The following is a 16,543-nucleotide window of genomic DNA, read 5'->3' on the forward strand; positions in this document are numbered from 1 at the left end:
CCCCGCGCCGCGCGGCCCCCTGATTCCGGAGAACGCTCCAATGTCCAAGATCCTCGTCGTCGCCGAACACCTGGACGGCAAGCTCAACCCCGCCACCGCGCGCACCGTCAGCGCCGCACAGGCGCTGAACCCGGAGGCCATCGACGTGCTCGTGCTGGCCGCCGACCCGGCGGCGGTCGCGGCCGAGGCCGCGCAGATCGCCGGCGTGACCCGCGTGCTCGCCGTGGCCAACCCGGCCAATGCCCAGGCCATCGCCCAGGTGCTGGGCCCGCAGGTGGCGAAGCTGGCCGCCGGCTACAGCCACGTGTTCGGCCCCTCGACCACCTTCGGCAAGGACCTGATGCCGGTGGTCGCCGCCCTGCTGGGCGTCAACCAGGTCTCCGACCTGATGGCGGTGGAGGGCGAGTACACCTTCAAGCGCCCGATCTACGCCGGCAACGCCATCGTCACCGTCGAGGCCCCGGCCGGGCAGGTCGTGGTCGCCACCGTACGCACCGCCTCCTGGCCGCAGGCCGCCGGCGGCAACAGCGCCCCGGTGGAGGCGGTGCAGGTCGAGGCCGCCCTGCCCTCGCATACCCGCTACGTGGGCCTGGCCGCCGGTGCTTCCGACCGCCCGGACCTGCAGTCCGCGCGCCGGGTCGTCTCCGGCGGCCGCGGCGTCGGCTCGGAGGAGAACTTCCGCCACATCTACTCGCTGGCCGACAAGCTCGGCGCGGCGGTGGGCGCCTCGCGCGCGGCGGTGGACGCCGGCTACTGCCCGAACGAGATGCAGGTCGGCCAGACCGGCAAGATCATCGCCCCGGAGCTGTACGTGGCCATCGGCATTTCCGGCGCGATCCAGCACCTGACCGGCATCAAGGACGCCGGCACCATCGTGGCCATCAACAAGGACCCGGAAGCGCCGATCTTCGAGATCGCCGACATCGGCCTGGTGGGTGACCTCTTCACCATCCTGCCGGAGCTGGAAGCGGCCCTCTGAGGGCCGCACCCGGGCCTACGGGCTGCACGGTTCGGTGGCCAGGGTGCGCCGGGCAAGCAGGCGGCCGCCGGCGGTCCGCAGGGTCACTGTGTAGCCGTCGTGCGCCCAGGCCCCGGCCTCGGCGCGGCCGCGCGGGCCCTCCAGCACCCACAGCTTGGGCGGCTTGCCGAGGTTGTTGACCTCCAGCCGCACGCCTCCCTCGCCGGCCTTGCCGGCGTCCCACTCCACCGCGGTGGCCGCCGGCGTGGTGCAGGCGCCGACCCGGCCGGGCTCCAGCACCAGCCGCGCGCTGCCATGGTCGACGTTGAGCCAGGCCGCGGCCGCCGTCGCAGCGGCCAGCAACGCCCCGCCGATGCAGCCACGCAGGCGCGCGCTCATCGCAGGAACTCCTCGAACCGGCCCTGCATGCGCGCCACCGCCGCGGCCTCCACGCCGCGGCGCAGTTCATCCGCCTCCGGCGAATCGGGCGGCAGCGCGGCCAACCTGCGCCCAGCCACCCGCACCAGGTCGAAGTACGGGTCCCCGGCCAGCCCGGCCACTTCCAGCGCTTCGGCCGCCAGCTCCCAGGAGTGCAACGGCCGCGCCCCGGCCCGGCGCCCGCCGTCGCCCACGACCAGCCACGGCACCATCTGCTCCTCCGCCTGGCCGCCGTCGGCGAACTGCAAGGTGTTGTAGACCTCCGGCAGGGCCGGCAGGTGGTCGCCGAAGAACACCACCACGAACGGACGCCCGCGCTGCTCCATCCGCCGTAGCAGGCGCTCCAGTTCGCGGTCGGCGTTGCCCAGGTGGTAGAGGTAGTTGCGCAGGCTGCCGGCAGCGCGCGCCGGCAGGAGGTCGGGCACCGGCACCGCCTCCTTGGCGGCGGCATCGCGAACCGGGGCCTCGCTTTCGTAAGGGCCGTGGTTCTCGATGCTGATGGCCGCCACGAACAGCGGCGCGTCGGCCGCCTCAAGCTCCTGCAGCACCAGGTCGGTCATCGAGGCGTCGGAGTACCAGACGCCGTCGCGCACGCCCTGCCCGCGGAATGCCTTCTCGGTCAGGAAGCGCTGGATGCCCATGGCGCGGAAGGCATCGGTGCGGTTCCAGAACGCGCCGGAATTGCCGTGCACCGCCACCGTGGCGTAGCCGAGGTCGCGCAGCAATGCAGGCAGTCCGGGCATCCGCGGCCTGGCCATGTCCACGTAGGGATACATCACCGAGGGGAAGGCGCTGACCGGCATCCCGGTCAGCACCTCGAACTCGGTACGCACGGTGCCGCCACCGTAGGTCGGCACCCGCATCGGCCCGCCCGCGCCCCGCTCCAGCAGCGCGCGGGTGGCGGGAATCGGGTCGGCGACCTGGTCCATGCCGGCCAGGATCCGCGGATCCATGAACGACTCGCTGAGGATCACCACGATGTCTGGCAATGCCTCCGCGCCGGCCTGCGCCGGCACGATGCCCGCGCGCTCCTCAGCGGTGGCCTCCAGCAGCGCGCGCAAAGCCGCCTCGTCCACCGCATGCACGGCGTTGGAAAGGTCCAGGTGCTTGAACACCAGGCTGCTCATCAGCCCGGCGTGGAGTGCGCCCGGCCCCGGCCCCAGCGGCGAGGGCCGCACGGCGTCCCGGGTATAGAACGCGGTCCATGGCCAGGCTGCCAGGTACAGCGCGGCCACCAGCGCCGCGCCGGCGCCGAAGACCACCACCTTGGCCAGGCGGGCGCGGCCCATCCACGGCCGCTCGGCCCAGAAGGCCAGGGCCAGCAGCAAGGCCCCGCCGCCAGTCCAGGCCCAGACGGCCGCAGCATCCTCGAGGTAGGAGCCGAGCAGCTCCAGGCTGGCGCGGTTGAAGCTGGTCAGGAAATAGAAGTCCTGCAGCGCCAGCGGCGCGCCCAGCACCTGCAGCTTCACCGCCGACACCTTGTACAACAGCACCTGCAGCAGCAGGACCAGCAGCAGCGAGGACAGCAGGCGCCGGCTCAGGCTCCACAGCACCAGCACGAACGGCACCGCGACCGCGGCGTTGAGCAGCATCGCCGCCGGGGTGCGATAGGCGCTGGCCGCCACGCCCAGGACCCAGCGGTCCATGCCCCACAGCAGCGGCACGTACAGCACTAACCCGAGGCACGCGCACAGCCAGTGCCAGGGTACCCGCCCCTGCCACGCGTCGCTTGCCGGGACCGCAACAGGCAACGCCTGCCTCATGCCACCGGGCCATCCGGCTGGCGCCGGACCGCGATTTCCGATGTCGGGAATCTTTCCACTTGCCCCTCCCGGACCCGTCGGCGAGGGCCGACGGATCCAGCTACCCCCCCCCCCCCCGGGGCTGACAACTGGCAGGGGGCAGTCTAGCACCCGGCGCCGGCACTGCCGGGAAAGGGCCGGGAACGGCCAATCCCGGCAAAACCCGGGCGCCGGAGCCGCCACGGCACGGACCGGGGCGGCGGGAGGTCCACTGCGCCGGGCTAGTGGCCGCGCAACCTGCGCCCCAGGCGGCTGCTCAGTACCTTGCGCGGCACGGAGGCGATGTCATAGGCCAGGAATGCCAGCAGCAGCTGCAGGCCAACCAGCAGCGGGAGGGCGGCCAGCATCACGGTGCCGGTACTGGCGGGCGCGCCGGTCGAGACCGACAGCCCCCAGTGGTAGAGGCCGAACACGGCGCCGAACAGCACCAGCGCGCAGCCGGCCAGCAGCTCCAGCGACGCCAGCGACATGTCGCGCAGGAAGTAGCTGTAGAACACCCGCTTGAAGAAGTTGCGGCCGTGCTTGAGCAGGAATTCGGTGAGCACCTTGCCGATCCTGAGGTTGCTCACCTCGTCGCCGTAGCGGGCGTCCATCGGGATGTCGACCACGACCGCGCGGAAGGTCCCGAGCCGGAACAGCAGATCGGTCTCGAAGAAATAGCGGCGGCTGATCCGCTCGAACGGCAGCAGCGCCGCGACCCGGGCGGAAATGGCGGTATAGCCGTTGGTCGGATCGAACAGGTCCCAGTAGCCGGTGGAGACCTTGGCCATGAACGACAGGGCCGCGTTGCCGAACAGGCGGATCGCGGGCATCTGGCCGATGTTGCGCAGGTCGTAGAAGCGGTTGCCCTTGGTGTAGTCGGCCTCCAGCGCGGCGATCGGGGCGACGAAGTTGGGCAGCAGCGCCGGATCCATCTGCCCGTCGCCGTCGATCTTGACGATGATGTCCGCGCCCAGCTCCAGCGCGCGCTGGTAGCCGGTCAGGACCGCGCCGCCCACGCCCTGGTTCTGCGCGTGGTAGACCACGCACACCCGCGGGTCGCTGCAGCCAGATTCCACCAGCTTGCCGGACCCCTCCGGGCAGGCGTCGTCGACGACGATGATGTGGTCCACGTCGTCGCCGATGGATGCGATGACCTGCAGGATGTGGCGGGTCACCTTGTAGCTGGGGATCACCACCGCCACGCTGGGCGGCGAGGAATCGGTCGGTTTCATCGGTTGTTCCTCTGGAGGATCCGCCTGGCCTGGTCGCGTACTGCGCCGAGGCGGCATTCGCCCTGGCGGTTGCCGGGCAGCGACCACAGTTCGACCCCGCGCTCCCGGTCGACCGGGACGTAGCCCAGTGCCTGCATCGCCGCGCGCTGGCCGGGACTGGCCTCGGCCGGCACCACGATGCCGGAGGTGCCGGTGGCCCTGAGCACTTCGCGCCAGCGTTCGCCACTGGGGTCCTCGTCGGCCCACTCCTTGGCCAGCTTCAGGCGCTGGTCGTACCAGGCCATCGAGTGCGCGCGCCCCTTGCCGCCGGCGACGAACGGCGCGCTGGTGTCGGAATTGAGCACGCAGGTATCCGGATCCCGCGCCAGGTAGCGCTCGATCAGCGCGCGCTGCGGGATCATCTCCGCGACCAGCTGCGTCCTGGCGCCCCTGCCCTCGAGCAGCAGCGCCTGCCACGGGTTCTCCTTGAAGATCCAGATCGTGGTGGGCGCCAGCGCCAGGTTGGCCGCGGCCAGCAGCGGGATGCCGGCCGCGAAGCCGGCCCGGCGGAGGCAGCCGGCGGCGCCCACCACGCCGACCGTGCCCAGCAGGGCCAGCGCCGGGAAGACGTAGCGCAGGTACTGCAGCTGGGCGAACAGCAGCAGGCCGGAGGCCAGCGCCCACAGGCCCACGGCGCAGGCGGCACGCGAGCAGGACATGGCGTAGATGCAACCCGGCAGCAGCACCAGGAATGCCAGTCCGGCCGCGCCGGGGGCGTGCTCGCCGAAGCGCGGGCTGTGGAAGGTCAGGTCCCACAGGAGCGAGGCGTCGATGCCCGCGCGCCAGCGCGCATCGAGGAAGTCGACCGGCGGCATGTACGGCGACTGGAAGATCGAGTTGAACAGCGGGAACACCGGGTTGCCGGTGACGAGCAAAGCGTAGAAATAGCTGCTCCCGCCCACCACGCTGGCGGCGACCACCAGCCTGGCCAGCCCCCACCACTGCCGGTGCCGCAGCGCCTGCCAGCCGATCCAGGCCAGCGCCGGCAGGGCATAGACCACGTTCGACGCCTTCAGCCCGGCCAGCAGGCCGAACAGCGCGCCGATCGCCAGCGCGCCGCGCGACAGGTCGCACCTGCCGGCGAGCAGCGCCGCCAGGTGCAGCACCACCGCGGCCACGCAGCCGTCGACCTGCATGGTCGAGCCGAAATAAACCGTCAGCGGGTGCGAGGCGAATACCGCCGCCGCGGCCAGCGCGACCTCGCGGCGCCCGTCCAGCGCCAGGGCCAGGCGGTAGGCGCCGGAGATGCCGAGCAACAGCCACAGCAGGCCCATCGAGGCCCGCGACTCCTGGCCCGCCAGCAGGGCGGCGAGGGAATGCAGGACGTTGTTGGCCCAGGGCGCGACCGCCCAGACCTGGCTGGAGACGTCCAGCCGGTAATAGCCGCCCTCCAGCAGCTGGCCGACCATGCCCAGGTGGGCGGCGTTGTCGTCGTAGTTGAGGCTCGGCAACCACAGCGCGATCGAGGCGAAGCCGGCGACGCCCGCCAGCAGCGAGCTCCACCACGGGTGCTGGCGGCGCAGCTGGCCGAACCCGGCAGCCACCGCACGGGCCTGCTCGAGGACCGCTTCCCGGCGCCAGGCGACCAGCAGCACCGCCGCGGCCAGGTGGATGCGGCCGTCGTGCACCTGGAACGGCAGCAGCCAGCCGACCACCGCCGCGACCACCGCGAGGCCGACCAGGCTGGTCAGCCAGGGATCGGACCCGGAGCCGGTGTGGAACAGGCTGCCGACGCCCCAGGACACGGCCAGCAGCAGGGCCGCCGCGGCAAGCGCGGAAAGCCCGCAGTAGTAGGCCACGCCCAGCACCGCGAGGAAGCCGAGCACCAGCGCTGCCCCGCCCGGGCGCCCGGAACGGGCGGCCACGAGGTTGACGAGCAGTGCCCCGGCCGCGGCGGCGAGCGCCGCCTGCAGGTAGCCACCGAGGTAGCCATTGGCGCTGGCCGGGAACAGGCCCTTCCGCCATGCGGCATAGCCGACGACCACGAAGAACAGCACGAGGAGGAACTCCGCCCCCCCGCGCAGGCCGGACCGCAACACCTGCTGGTTCATTCCATTGCTCCGTCAGTCGGTCCGAGGCAGGCCAGGCCCGCGACCTCGAAGGCGGCGAGGTCCCGGCGGCTGTCGGCATCGACCAGATGGAAGCGCGTGCCCCCGGCGACCCACTGCCCGGTTTCCGCCTCGCCCTGCGCCGCGCCTGAGGCGAACACCTTGCGCCCGCCATCGTCGCCGCGCACCTGGACCAGAACCGACTGCACCGCCGGATCCTTCACCTTCCACGCGATCCGCGCCGCGACCCGCTGGCCCTCGCAGGCGCCGACGGCGCCGGGCTCGACGCTGAGCACGGCATCCTCGTTCTCCACCGAGGTCGGATGGGGGGGCACGCCGTCCTGCACCGGCTCGATCCGCCCGCAGGCGGACAGGATCGGGAGGGCCAGCACCGCCAGGGTGCCAACGATGGCAGTTCGCATCATGTGTTACCGGACTCGCCTTTCAGGAAAAGACCCGCGGGATTCCCGCAGGCAATTCGAACCTCGTTACTCCACCGGCACTGTCGGCGGATCCATGGATGGCAAGCCGCTTTGCGTCGCGCGGTCCGCCGGGCCCGTGCCTGGCGACGACCGGCCGCATCGGGCGCCGATGATCCGGGCATTGCCCATGCACTTCAAGCTTTCACGCCAGCGGCGCGCGCGAACCGTGACGGCCGGCCGCCGGAGCGGCCTCCCCGGCGCCGGCCACCAGCGTCCTGGCAACCTCGTCCAGGCTGGCGACCGCGATCCCCGCCGCACGCTCGCCCGGCTCCGCCCCGGGGCCGCACAGCAGGAACCGGCGGACGACCCCCGCAGCCGCGGCCGCCTCCATGTCCTTGGGCGTGTCGCCGACCATCACCGACCCGGCCGGATCCAGCCCGTGCCGGCCAATGGCCTCCAGCAGCATCCCCGGCTCCGGCTTGCGGCAGGCGCAGGCCACCTTGTACGCGCCCTGCCCCGCCTCCGGGTGGTGCGGGCAGTAATAGGTCGCCAGCAGCGGCGCGCCCTCCTCGGCGAAGCGCGCGTGCACCCAGCGCGTGTAGGCGCGGAACTGCTCCTCGTCGTAGTAGCCGCGGGCGATGCCGGCCTGGTTGGTGGCCACCACGAGCACGTAGCCGGCCGCGCGCGCGGCGCGCGCCAGCTCGAAGATCCCGGGGACCCACTCGGTGCGCCCGGGGGTATGCACGTAGCCGTGGTCGACGTTGACCACGCCGTCGCGGTCCAGGAACAGCGCCCGGTGCGGCCCGCCACCGACCAGCCCCGCCGCTTCCGGCGGCACCGTCACCACGGGCTCGCGGACCCCGCTCACGCCGCGCCTTCCCGGAACAGGTGCTGGGCGCGGACGTAGTCCTCCGGCACGCCGATGTCGATGAAATCCGCGGTGCGCTCGAACGCGGCCACCTGGCCGGACTCGCTCCATGGCCGCAGCACCAGCTCCTCGAACGACCAGGCGCCCTGCGGCGCGGGCAGCCGCGCGAACGCGGCCGCGTCCAGGAAATAGCTGCCGGCGTTGATCAGGCCAGGCCCGGCGCCACCCTTCTCGCGGAAGCCGACCACGCGCCCGCCGGCCACTTCGACCGCGCCGTAGCGCCCTACGTCGTCCACCGCCGCCAGGGCGATGCCCAGCGCGCAGCCGTGCCCGCGGGTGGCCGCTTCCAGCGCGGCCGGGTCGTAGCGCAGGAAGGTGTCGCCATTGGCCAGGTGCACGCCGTCGCCCTGGGCCAGGGCCAGCGCCTGGCGGATGGCGCCGCCGGTGCCCAGCGGCGCGTCCTCCACCGAATAGGCGATCTCCATGCCCTGCCAGCGGCGCCCGACCGCGTCCTCGACCTGCGCGGCGCGATAGCCCGTGGCGAGGATCACCCGGCGCAGCCCGGCCGCCGCATAGGCGTCCAGCAGCCAGGCCAGGAACGGGCGGCCGGCCACCGGGGCCAGCGGCTTGGGCACGTCGCTGACCACCGCACGCAGGCGCGTGCCGAGGCCGCCGACCAGGACGATCGCTTCCTCAGCGGCCATCTTTGGGGAAGATCTCCGACTCGATCAGGGCGCACAGCAGGTGGCCGATGAACTCGTGGCCTTCCTGGATGCGCGGGGTCTCGTTCGATGGGACCTGGAAGCAGACGTCGCAACGGCCGGCCATGTCGCCGCCGCCCGCGCCAGTGAAGCCGATCACCTTCACGCCCTTGGCCTCGGCCGCGTCGAGCGCGCGCAGGATGTTCTTCGAGCGCCCGGAGGTGGAGATGGCGATGAACACGTCGCCCTCCTGGCCCAGCGCCTCGACCTGGCGGGCGAAGGTGTAGTCGTAGCCGTAGTCGTTGCCGATCGCGGTGAGGATCGAGGTGTCGGTGGTCAGCGCGATCGCCGGCAGGCCCGGGCGGTCGTAGTAGAAGCGGCTGACCAGTTCGCCGGCCCAGTGCTGGGCGTCGGCGGCGCTGCCGCCGTTGCCGGCGAACAGCAGCTTCCTGCCTGCGCGCAGGGCGTCGACGCACAGCCGCACCGCCTGCGCGATCTGCTCGCGCAGCCGCGCGTCGGCGGCCATCGCGTTGAAGTTGGCCAGGGTCTTGTCGAACTCCGCCTGGACGAAGGTATTCAACCGATTTTCCATGAGGACGCTCCGTGCGGAGTGAAGTGGGTGTCGTAGACGGTGCCGCCGGCGCCGGACAGCGCGCGCACCAGGCGCACGCGTTCGGCCGGGTCGCACACGAACATCATGAAGCCGCCGCCGCCGGCGCCGGAGACCTTGGTGGCGAGGGCGCCGTTGGCGAAGGCCAGCGCCTCCAGTTCGTCGATCATCGGGTTGGTGATGCTGGATGCGCTCTGCTTCTTGGCTTCCCAGCCGGACTGCATGACCTGGGCGAAGCGCGCCAGGTCGCCGCGCAGCAGCGCCTCCTTCATCTGCACCGCCTCCTGCTTGAGCCGGTGCATCGCCTCCAGCGAATCGGTGCGGCCCTCGCGGATGTTGCGCGACTGCTCGTCGATGATCTTGGCCGAGGCCCGCGACACGCCGGTGAAGTACAGCACCAGGCTGGCCTCCAGCTCGTTCCAGATCCATTCCTTGATCCGCAGCGGGTTCACGATGACCCGGTCGCCGGCGTAGAACTCCATGAAGTTGAAGCCGCCGAACGCCGCCGCGTACTGGTCCTGCTTGCCGCCGGCCAGGGCCAGGTCCTTGCGCTCGATGTCATAGGCGATCTGCGCGATCTCGTACTCGCCCAGGGCCAGGCTGAAATACTCGTTGAACGCGGTGACCAGGGCCACGACCATGGTCGAGGACGAGCCCAGGCCGGATCCGGGCGGGGCGTCCGAATGCGCGCGGATGCGCAGCGCCGGGCGGCGCCCGCCGAGCAGGCGGTCGGCCACGTGCAGGTACACGCCGCGCATCAGCTGCTGCGGGCCCGGCGAGCGGTCAACCTCCTCCGGGTCGAGCACCTGCACCGAACCGGCGTCGAGCGCATGCAGTTCGAGCTTGCCGGTCGGGGAACGGTCGAGGGTGGCGTACGCGAACTTGTCGATGGTGACGTTCATGACGAAACCACCGTGCTGCTCGCTGTACGGCGAGACGTCGGTGCCACCGCCGGCCAGGCCCAGGCGCAGCGGCGCGCGGGAACGGATGATCATGCCCGGTTTTCCTTGTCGCGATTGGTCGAAAGCGCGTCCAGCAGCTGCGCGGTCAGCGCCTGGCGCGAGAACAGCGAACGGGCCAGGCGCGCGCCCTCGCGCGAGCGCCGGCGCCACAGGCCGTCGTCGGCCAGCAGGCGGGCGATGGCCTCGGCCAGTTCCACGGCGTCGTCGGCCACGGCGGCCACCTGTTCCAGGCCCGGCAGGCCCTGGGCACCCACGGAGGTCGTCGCCAGCGGCAATCCGTTCTGCAGCGCCTCCACCACCTTGCCCTTCACCCCGGCGCCGTAGCGCAGCGGCACCACCGCCACCCGCGCCTGGCGGTAGCGGCGGCAAAGTTCGGCGTCGCTCACGTAGCCGGTGACCTCGACCTGGCGCCCGGCCAGGCCCTTGACCACGTCGGTGGGATTGGAGCCGACCAGCGACAGCGTCAGCTGCGGATGTTCGCGCCACAGCCGCGGCATCACTTCCTGGACCAGCCACAGCGCGGCGTCGACGTTGGGCGAATGCGCGAAGCCGGCGACGAACACCAGCCCCGAACGCCCGTCCGGCTCGGCGTCGTCGACGAAGTGGTCGAAGGCATACGGCGAGATGGCGCGGACCGGGGTTCCGGGCGCCAGCGCCGCGACCTCGTCGGCCTCCTCCTGCGACGGGTAGAGGACGATGTCCGCCCCCTGCCACAGTTGCCGTTCCAGCGCCTCGATGCGGCGCGCCTCGTGGCGCAGGTCATCGCGCCCGGCCACGTCCGCCTCGCGCGCCAGGCGGCGGAAATGCAGGTCGTGCCCGTAATAGGCCACCGGCACCCCCGGCGCCTGCTTGCGCAGCGCCTGCAGGTAGGGCAGCGAGATGTGCGGCCGCGACAGCAGCACCGCGTCCAGCCCGGCCCCGCACTCGCGCAGGTAGTCGGCGAAGCCGCCCATGCGCCGGCTGCCGTAGATCACCTCCACCCCGCGCCGCTGCAGCGGCGGCGTATACACCGGATCCTGGTGCAGGTTGTCCGGCCAGAACTTGACCACCCAGCCGGCGGCCAGCAGGGAATCGATGAAGGCCACCATCGTGCGCGAGCCGGCGTCGCGGTCCGGCTGCGGCACGTAGTGGTCGACGATCAGCACGACCTTGCGGCCCCAGGCGCGGTCGCGCGCCCGCATCACCTGCTCGCCGTTGGGGTAGTGCGCCGCCAGTTCCGCCTCCCAGCGCCGGCGCAGCTTCTCCTGGTTGGCGACCTGGTAGGCCTTCACGCCACCGGAGGTGTCGGTGCCGTGGGAGATGCCCTCGAAGTGCACCACGGTGGAGAACGGGGTGTAGTAGACCTCGCGCCCGGACTGCCGCACCTTGAACGCCAGGTCCGAGTCCTCGCAGTACGCCGGGCAATAGTGCTCGTCGAACCCGCCCAGCTCGCGGAACAGGGCCAGCGGCAACAGGATGCTCGCGCCGGAGCAGTAGTCGGCCGGGCGCACGTAGTTGAACTCGTGCTCGCCCGGGTCGCGCAGGCGGCCGTAGTTCCAGGCCGAGCCGTCGCGCCAGACGATGCCGCCGGCCTCCTGCAGGCGGCCATCGGGGTACACCAGGCGCGAGCCGGCCATGCCGGCGTCCGGATGGTCGGCGAACACGTCCAGCAGGCCGTCCAGCCAGCCCGGCATCACCTGGGTGTCGTTGTTGAGGAAGCACACATACTCGCCGCGGGCCAGCTCCGCCGCGGCGTTGCACGAGCGGATGAAACCGAGGTTCTGCGGATGCTCGTGGTAGCGCAGCCCCGGCACCCCGGCCAGGCGTCCGATCTCGGTGTCGCCGGAGGCGTCCTCGGCGACGATGATCTCGTAGGGCACGCGCGGCGCCGACTCGACGATCGAGCGCACCGCCGCGGCGGTGTAGCCCAGGTTGCCGTAGGCCGGGATCACCACCGAGACCCTGGGCGCCTCGAACTGCGGCACCACCAGGCCGTCGAGCAGGCGCTCCACGTCCTTGACGGCGGGAACCACGAAGGCGGAGGCGCGCTGGCGCTCGAGCCTGGCCTGCAGCCAGCGGCGGGCGGGAGCGGCCAGCGGCGCCAGCAGCGGATGCGAAGCCAGGCCGCGGCCGCGCAGGGAGGCAGCCACGGAGTCCCAGTCGCCATGCAGCAAGCGCCCGGCCAGGCGCAGCGGCCTGGTGATGCGCCAGGAGCGCGAGCGGGTGATCACCGCCAGCTGCTGCTCCAGCTCGCGCACGCGCTGCAGGTGCTGTTCGGCATCGCAGCTGCGCGCCTGCAGTTCGGCGGCACGCGCCTGCAGCTCGGCGGCACGCGCCTGCGCCTCGTCCAGCCGCGCCTGCAGCTTGGTGGTCCGCGCTTGCAGCTCGCGGTTGCCGGCCTCCAGCTCTTCCGCGTGGTGCCGCAGTTCCCCGCTACCCTGGAGCTCGCGCTCCCTGTCGGCCAGCGCTTTGTCCAGCGAGTGCGCCCAGGCTGCGACCTTCTCGTGGTCGGCTTCCAGCTGGGCATAGACGCGGCGCAGGCGTTCCAGGTCGGCGCCCTGGGCAAGGGCGCGTTCGACCGCGGCGCCGGCGGCGCCCTCCACCGTCGCGAACGGCGCGCGGTGCAACCGCGCCGCCTCCAGTTCCGCGCGCGTGGTGCCCTCGCGGCCGGCCACGGCGCGCTGGAAGCCGGACTCCAGCTCCAGGTAGGCCTGCAGCCGCTGCGCGGAAAGTTCGAAGCCCGCGCCGGCGGTGGCCATCAACCGGGTGATGAAGGCCAGGAACGAAAGCTCGCCCTCGTCGTGCGGCCGCGCCACCGGCGGGCAGGCGGACAGGGTCTCGAACAGGCCACGGAACACGAGGTAGCCGAGCGGCACCCCACCCTCGCGCGCCCATTCATGGTCGATGAAGCGCGCCGTGCCGTCGCCGGCCAGGATCAGGTTGTGCGGGAGCAGGTCGATGCTGCTGCCGGGCAGCACCAGGTCGGCATTCCAGTGCGCGGCGCTGCTGCCGGCCACGCCGGCGGATGCGCATACCTGCTCCATCCAGCCTTGCAGCCAGTCGCCGCAGTCCGCCGCGCGCCAACCGTCGCGCCGCAGCCGCCGGTAGAGCGAAGAGCTCCACGCTTCGCCGGCCACGTACGGCTCGCTGGCCGGGTGGAAGCGCAACGGCGCGCCGTCCTCACCGGCGTCCGGGGCCAGCGCGCGGCGCACCACCATCGGGCCTTCCGCTGCGCGGACGAAGGCCGCCTCCTTGCAGTAGGCCGGGCGGCGGTCGACCGAATAGTGGTACGCGGATCGGTCGGCGTTGTCGTCGCCGTACACATGCCCCTGGGCGTCGACCCGGGCCACCACGAGGAACGAATTGGCCATGTCCACCAGCAGACCGTTCTCGGCCAGCACCCGCCAGGTGCGGTCGAGCGGGAACAGGGGCAGGCCCTCCAGGCTGGCGTCGCGCGCGACCGATGCCTCGGCCAGTGCCGCGCCGCCGTCGAACCCGGGCATGGCGTCGTCGCCCTCGGACAGCAACACCGAGCTGGGCAGCTTGTAGTCCGGCAGCGGCACGGCGAAGCCGGTGCGCGCGAAACCGGCCTGGTGCAGCATCGCCTCCAGTTCGGCGCGGCCCCAGGTGCGCGGGCCACGGGCCTCGTACAGGTCGCCGATGCCGAGCATGGGCCGGCCCAGGTGGTCCTCGGGCGCGCCGGCGAAGTACTTCAGGCCCAGCTTGTTCTCGATGGCCAGCAGCAGCGCGCCGCCCGGGCGCAGCATGCCCCTGGCCAGCCGCAGCCAGTGCAGCGCCGCGTCCGGGCGCTCGCAGAAGCGGTGGGCGTACTCGAGCACGCCAATGAGGGTGATCGCGTCGAAGGTCTCGCCGGTCCGGGCGAACGATTCCAGCTCGTCCACCACCACCTTCACCGACGCCAGCCCGCGGCAGCGCGCCGCGGCCACCCGTGCGCGCTGCGCCGAGGGCTCCAGCGCCACGACCTCGGCCGCGGTCTCGCCCAGGTAGCGGGTGACCGCGCCGCAGCCGGCGCCGATCTCCAGCACCCGTCCGCGCAGCAGGCCGGCGAACGGGCGCAGCAGGTTGGCGCGGCGCGGGCTGAAGTAGTACATCGTCGGCCAGTCGTGGATCCTGCGGGCCAGCTCGGGCGACAGCGCCGAGCGGTCCGTGCAGGCTTCCACTGCCTGCAAAAGCGCCTGCTCCACCTGGTCTCCGTCGCTGTAACCCCAGGAGACGGGCGTTCCCTCGCGCATCCACAGCCCGCTCGCCTCGTCGCGCGCGTAGGACGGAGGGACCGGATTCTCGTGATTCATCATAGGACCTGGAGTTCGGCCTTCAGATCGGTGATACCCAGGAACGCGTCGGACGACTCGACGCACAGGTGGACCGAGTCATAGCGGCGGTCGTGCGGCACCACCTCGCCATTGCCGTCGCGGCTGGCGATGCCGAAGGAAAGGAAGTAGTCGCCCGGCGCGCAGTTGAGTTCGAAGCTGCACGCGACCACGCCGTCGCCGGCCGCCAGCGCGTCGCCCATCCCGGCCATCTCGCTGTTGGTGCCGTACACCGTCAGCCCCTCCTTGGTCTTGAGGGTGATGCCGAAGATCGGCCGCACCACCGGCGCGTGCAGGCGGTAGCGCACGTAGCAGTCGACCCGGGTGCGGGCGCGCACCTGCTGCGGGTAGGTCTCGCCGGCGGCGAACACGGCGAAGTCGGTGATCTCGGCGCGGCGGTCGCCCCAACGGTGCTCGTACGGGTTGTACAGCGGGCGGGTGGCGAACAGCGGATCGGCGCGGGTGGCGAATTCCGGGTCCAGCGCCTGCAGCTGCTCCGGCAGGCCCGCCTCGCGTCCGGTGCCGGCCGCCGGGGCGGCCTCCGCCGCGCCGCCGGCGGCAGCGGCGGGCTTGCGCCCGTAGAGCAGGTCCAGGTAGCGGTTGACGATCGGCCGCGGCTCGCCTTCGTCCAGCTTGTGGCCGCGGTCGAGCAGCACCGCGCGGTCGCAATGGGTGACCACCTGCTCGGTGGAATGGGTCACCAGCAGGATCGAGGTGCCGCGCTCGCGCAGCGCCTTCAGGCGCGCGAAGCACTTGGCCTGGAAGCGGGCGTCGCCCACGGCCAGCGCCTCGTCCACGATCAGCACGTCCGGGTCGATCTGCGCCTGCACCGCGAAGGCCAGGCGCACGACCATGCCGCTGGAGTAGGTCTTCACCGGCTGGCGCACGAACTCGCCGATGTCGGCGAAGGCGAGGATGTCGTCGAGCTTGGCGTCGACCTCCTCGCGGCGCATGCCCAGCAGCGAGGCGTTGAGGTAGACGTTCTCCAGGCCGGTGAACTCCGGGTTGAAGCCCGAGCCCAGCTCCAGCAGCGCGGCCACCCGCCCGTCCACCGCGATCCGCCCCGAGGTCGGGGCCAGGGTGCCGGTGATGATCTGCAGGAGGGTGGACTTGCCGGAGCCGTTGCGCCCGATCAGGGCCACGCACTCGCCCTTGCGCACCTGCAGCGAGACGTCGCGCAGCGCCCAGAACTCGCTGTAGTAGCGACGCGGGCTGCCGCGGGTCAGGCGCGCCATGCCCGACGCCAGCATCTGCCGCAGGCGGTCGGCCGGACGGTCGTAGATGGCGTAGCACTTGGACACGCCATCGGCCCGGATGGAAAGGTTCGCGTCAGATGACATCGGCGAAACCCTTCCTGGTGAGCTGGAACGCCAGCCAGCCCAGCCACGCCGTGGCCAGCGCCACGACCAGGTAGGCCAGCGCCAGCCTCCAGTCGGGCAGCCGCCCCCACAGCAGCAGGTTGTGCGCCGTTTCCACGATGTAGCTCAGCGGATTGAGTAGCAGCACCCAGCGGTATTCCTCCGGGAGCATGGTGCGCGGGTAGAAGATCGGCGCCAGGAACACCAGCGCGGTGGACAGCACGGTGACGAACTGCAGCAGGTCGCGGAAGTAAACGCCCATGGCCGCGAGGAACCAGGTCAGGCCGGCCACCATCGGCACGAACAGCACGAACACCAGCGGCAGCAGCAGCGCGGTGGCCGGCAGGTGGGTGCCGGTGGCCACCATCGCCAGCAGCAGCACTGCCACGCCGACGCAGGCGTGGAACAGCGAGGTGCCAACCGCCACCCAGGCCAGCACGTCCAGCGGGAACACCACCTTCTTGACGTAGTTGGGGTTGGACACCACCAAGGCCGGCGCGCGGTTGAGGCACTCGGTGAAGAAGTTGGCGAAGATCAGGCCAACGAACAGCACGATCGGGAAGGCGACGTTCCCGGTCTGCGCCGCGGTCCAGCGCGCCTGGAAGATGTAGCCAAAAACGAACGAGTAGACCGCCAGCATCAGCAGCGGGGTGAGGAAGGCCCACAACTTGCCGCCCATGGCGCCGCGGTAGCGCCCGGCCACGTCGCGCCGCACCAGGTCCAGGATCAGCCGGCCGTGGGCGGCGAAACCGAGGTAGGGCGCGAGCGGGTTGAGGAGACGCGCCGTCGGGAGCCGGGCCCCGACGGCATGCC

General features: G+C 71.9%; 13 protein-coding genes. 1 reads left to right on the forward strand and 12 read right to left on the reverse strand.

What is annotated here, in order from left to right:
• Positions 1–40: 40 nt before the first annotated feature.
• Complete coding sequence (locus B351_RS0113535) at positions 41–979, forward strand: electron transfer flavoprotein subunit alpha/FixB family protein (RefSeq protein WP_019399575.1); 939 nt, start codon at positions 41–43, stop codon at positions 977–979.
• Between the two features lie 15 nt (positions 980–994).
• On the opposite strand, the gene B351_RS0113540 is transcribed toward B351_RS0113535, so the two are convergent.
• From B351_RS0113540 to B351_RS16865, 12 genes are all read right to left on the reverse strand, one after another.
• The gene (locus B351_RS0113540; protein ID WP_019399576.1) at positions 995–1,357 is read right to left on the reverse strand and encodes a hypothetical protein; all 363 of its coding nucleotides are present in this window, start codon (positions 1,355–1,357) and stop codon (positions 995–997) included.
• Complete coding sequence (locus B351_RS0113545; protein WP_019399577.1) at positions 1,354–3,069, reverse strand: LTA synthase family protein; 1,716 nt, start codon at positions 3,067–3,069, stop codon at positions 1,354–1,356. Before B351_RS0113545 ends, B351_RS0113540 begins: the two co-directional genes overlap by 4 nt.
• Before the next feature lie 350 nt (positions 3,070–3,419).
• Positions 3,420–4,412: a glycosyltransferase family 2 protein gene (locus B351_RS0113550; protein WP_019399578.1), complete on the reverse strand. Its 993-nt coding sequence runs from the start codon at positions 4,410–4,412 to the stop codon at positions 3,420–3,422.
• Complete coding sequence (locus B351_RS0113555) at positions 4,409–6,502, reverse strand: hypothetical protein (RefSeq protein WP_019399579.1); 2,094 nt, start codon at positions 6,500–6,502, stop codon at positions 4,409–4,411. The genes B351_RS0113550 and B351_RS0113555 overlap by 4 nt, the downstream gene beginning before the upstream one ends.
• Positions 6,499–6,921 carry a hypothetical protein gene (locus B351_RS0113560; RefSeq protein ID WP_156810473.1) on the reverse strand — a complete coding sequence of 141 codons (423 nt, stop codon included), beginning with the start codon at positions 6,919–6,921 and terminating at the stop codon, positions 6,499–6,501. The genes B351_RS0113555 and B351_RS0113560 overlap by 4 nt, the downstream gene beginning before the upstream one ends.
• Positions 6,922–7,123: 202 nt before the next feature.
• Entirely contained in the window at positions 7,124–7,789 is a 666-nt protein-coding gene (locus B351_RS16855) for a D-glycero-beta-D-manno-heptose 1,7-bisphosphate 7-phosphatase (RefSeq protein WP_019399581.1), read from the reverse strand.
• The gene (locus B351_RS0113570) at positions 7,786–8,493 is read right to left on the reverse strand and encodes a nucleotidyltransferase family protein (protein WP_019399582.1); all 708 of its coding nucleotides are present in this window, start codon (positions 8,491–8,493) and stop codon (positions 7,786–7,788) included. Before B351_RS0113570 ends, B351_RS16855 begins: the two co-directional genes overlap by 4 nt.
• A complete protein-coding gene (locus tag B351_RS0113575; RefSeq protein WP_019399583.1) occupies positions 8,483–9,070 on the reverse strand; it encodes an SIS domain-containing protein in 588 nt (195 codons plus the stop codon). Before B351_RS0113575 ends, B351_RS0113570 begins: the two co-directional genes overlap by 11 nt.
• The gene (locus B351_RS0113580) at positions 9,067–10,095 is read right to left on the reverse strand and encodes a hypothetical protein (protein WP_019399584.1); all 1,029 of its coding nucleotides are present in this window, start codon (positions 10,093–10,095) and stop codon (positions 9,067–9,069) included. The genes B351_RS0113575 and B351_RS0113580 overlap by 4 nt, the downstream gene beginning before the upstream one ends.
• Complete coding sequence (locus B351_RS17170; protein WP_019399585.1) at positions 10,092–14,354, reverse strand: glycosyltransferase; 4,263 nt, start codon at positions 14,352–14,354, stop codon at positions 10,092–10,094. The genes B351_RS0113580 and B351_RS17170 overlap by 4 nt, the downstream gene beginning before the upstream one ends.
• A complete protein-coding gene (locus tag B351_RS0113590) occupies positions 14,354–15,712 on the reverse strand; it encodes an ABC transporter ATP-binding protein (RefSeq protein ID WP_026010720.1) in 1,359 nt (452 codons plus the stop codon). Before B351_RS0113590 ends, B351_RS17170 begins: the two co-directional genes overlap by 1 nt.
• On the reverse strand, positions 15,702–16,543 hold an 842-nt coding region (locus tag B351_RS16865; protein WP_019399587.1), incomplete at its 5' end, for an ABC transporter permease. The genes B351_RS0113590 and B351_RS16865, both read right to left, overlap by 11 nt.

This window comes from Pseudoxanthomonas sp. GW2 (genome assembly GCF_000283075.1).
Classification (GTDB): domain Bacteria; phylum Pseudomonadota; class Gammaproteobacteria; order Xanthomonadales; family Xanthomonadaceae; genus Pseudoxanthomonas.

Coding starts and splice junctions, on each gene's coding strand:
- B351_RS0113555 (WP_019399579.1), bottom strand. CDS start 6,502: ATGAACCAGCAGGTGTTGCGGTCCGGCCTGCGCGGGGGGGCGGAGTTC.
- B351_RS0113550 (WP_019399578.1), bottom strand. CDS start 4,412: ATGAAACCGACCGATTCCTCGCCGCCCAGCGTGGCGGTGGTGATCCCC.
- B351_RS17170 (WP_019399585.1), bottom strand. CDS start 14,354: ATGAATCACGAGAATCCGGTCCCTCCGTCCTACGCGCGCGACGAGGCG.
- B351_RS0113570 (WP_019399582.1), bottom strand. CDS start 8,493: ATGGCCGCTGAGGAAGCGATCGTCCTGGTCGGCGGCCTCGGCACGCGC.
- B351_RS0113540 (WP_019399576.1), bottom strand. CDS start 1,357: ATGAGCGCGCGCCTGCGTGGCTGCATCGGCGGGGCGTTGCTGGCCGCT.
- B351_RS0113560 (WP_156810473.1), bottom strand. CDS start 6,921: ATGCGAACTGCCATCGTTGGCACCCTGGCGGTGCTGGCCCTCCCGATC.
- B351_RS0113590 (WP_026010720.1), bottom strand. CDS start 15,712: ATGTCATCTGACGCGAACCTTTCCATCCGGGCCGATGGCGTGTCCAAG.
- B351_RS0113535 (WP_019399575.1), top strand. CDS start 41: ATGTCCAAGATCCTCGTCGTCGCCGAACACCTGGACGGCAAGCTCAAC.
- B351_RS0113580 (WP_019399584.1), bottom strand. CDS start 10,095: ATGATCATCCGTTCCCGCGCGCCGCTGCGCCTGGGCCTGGCCGGCGGT.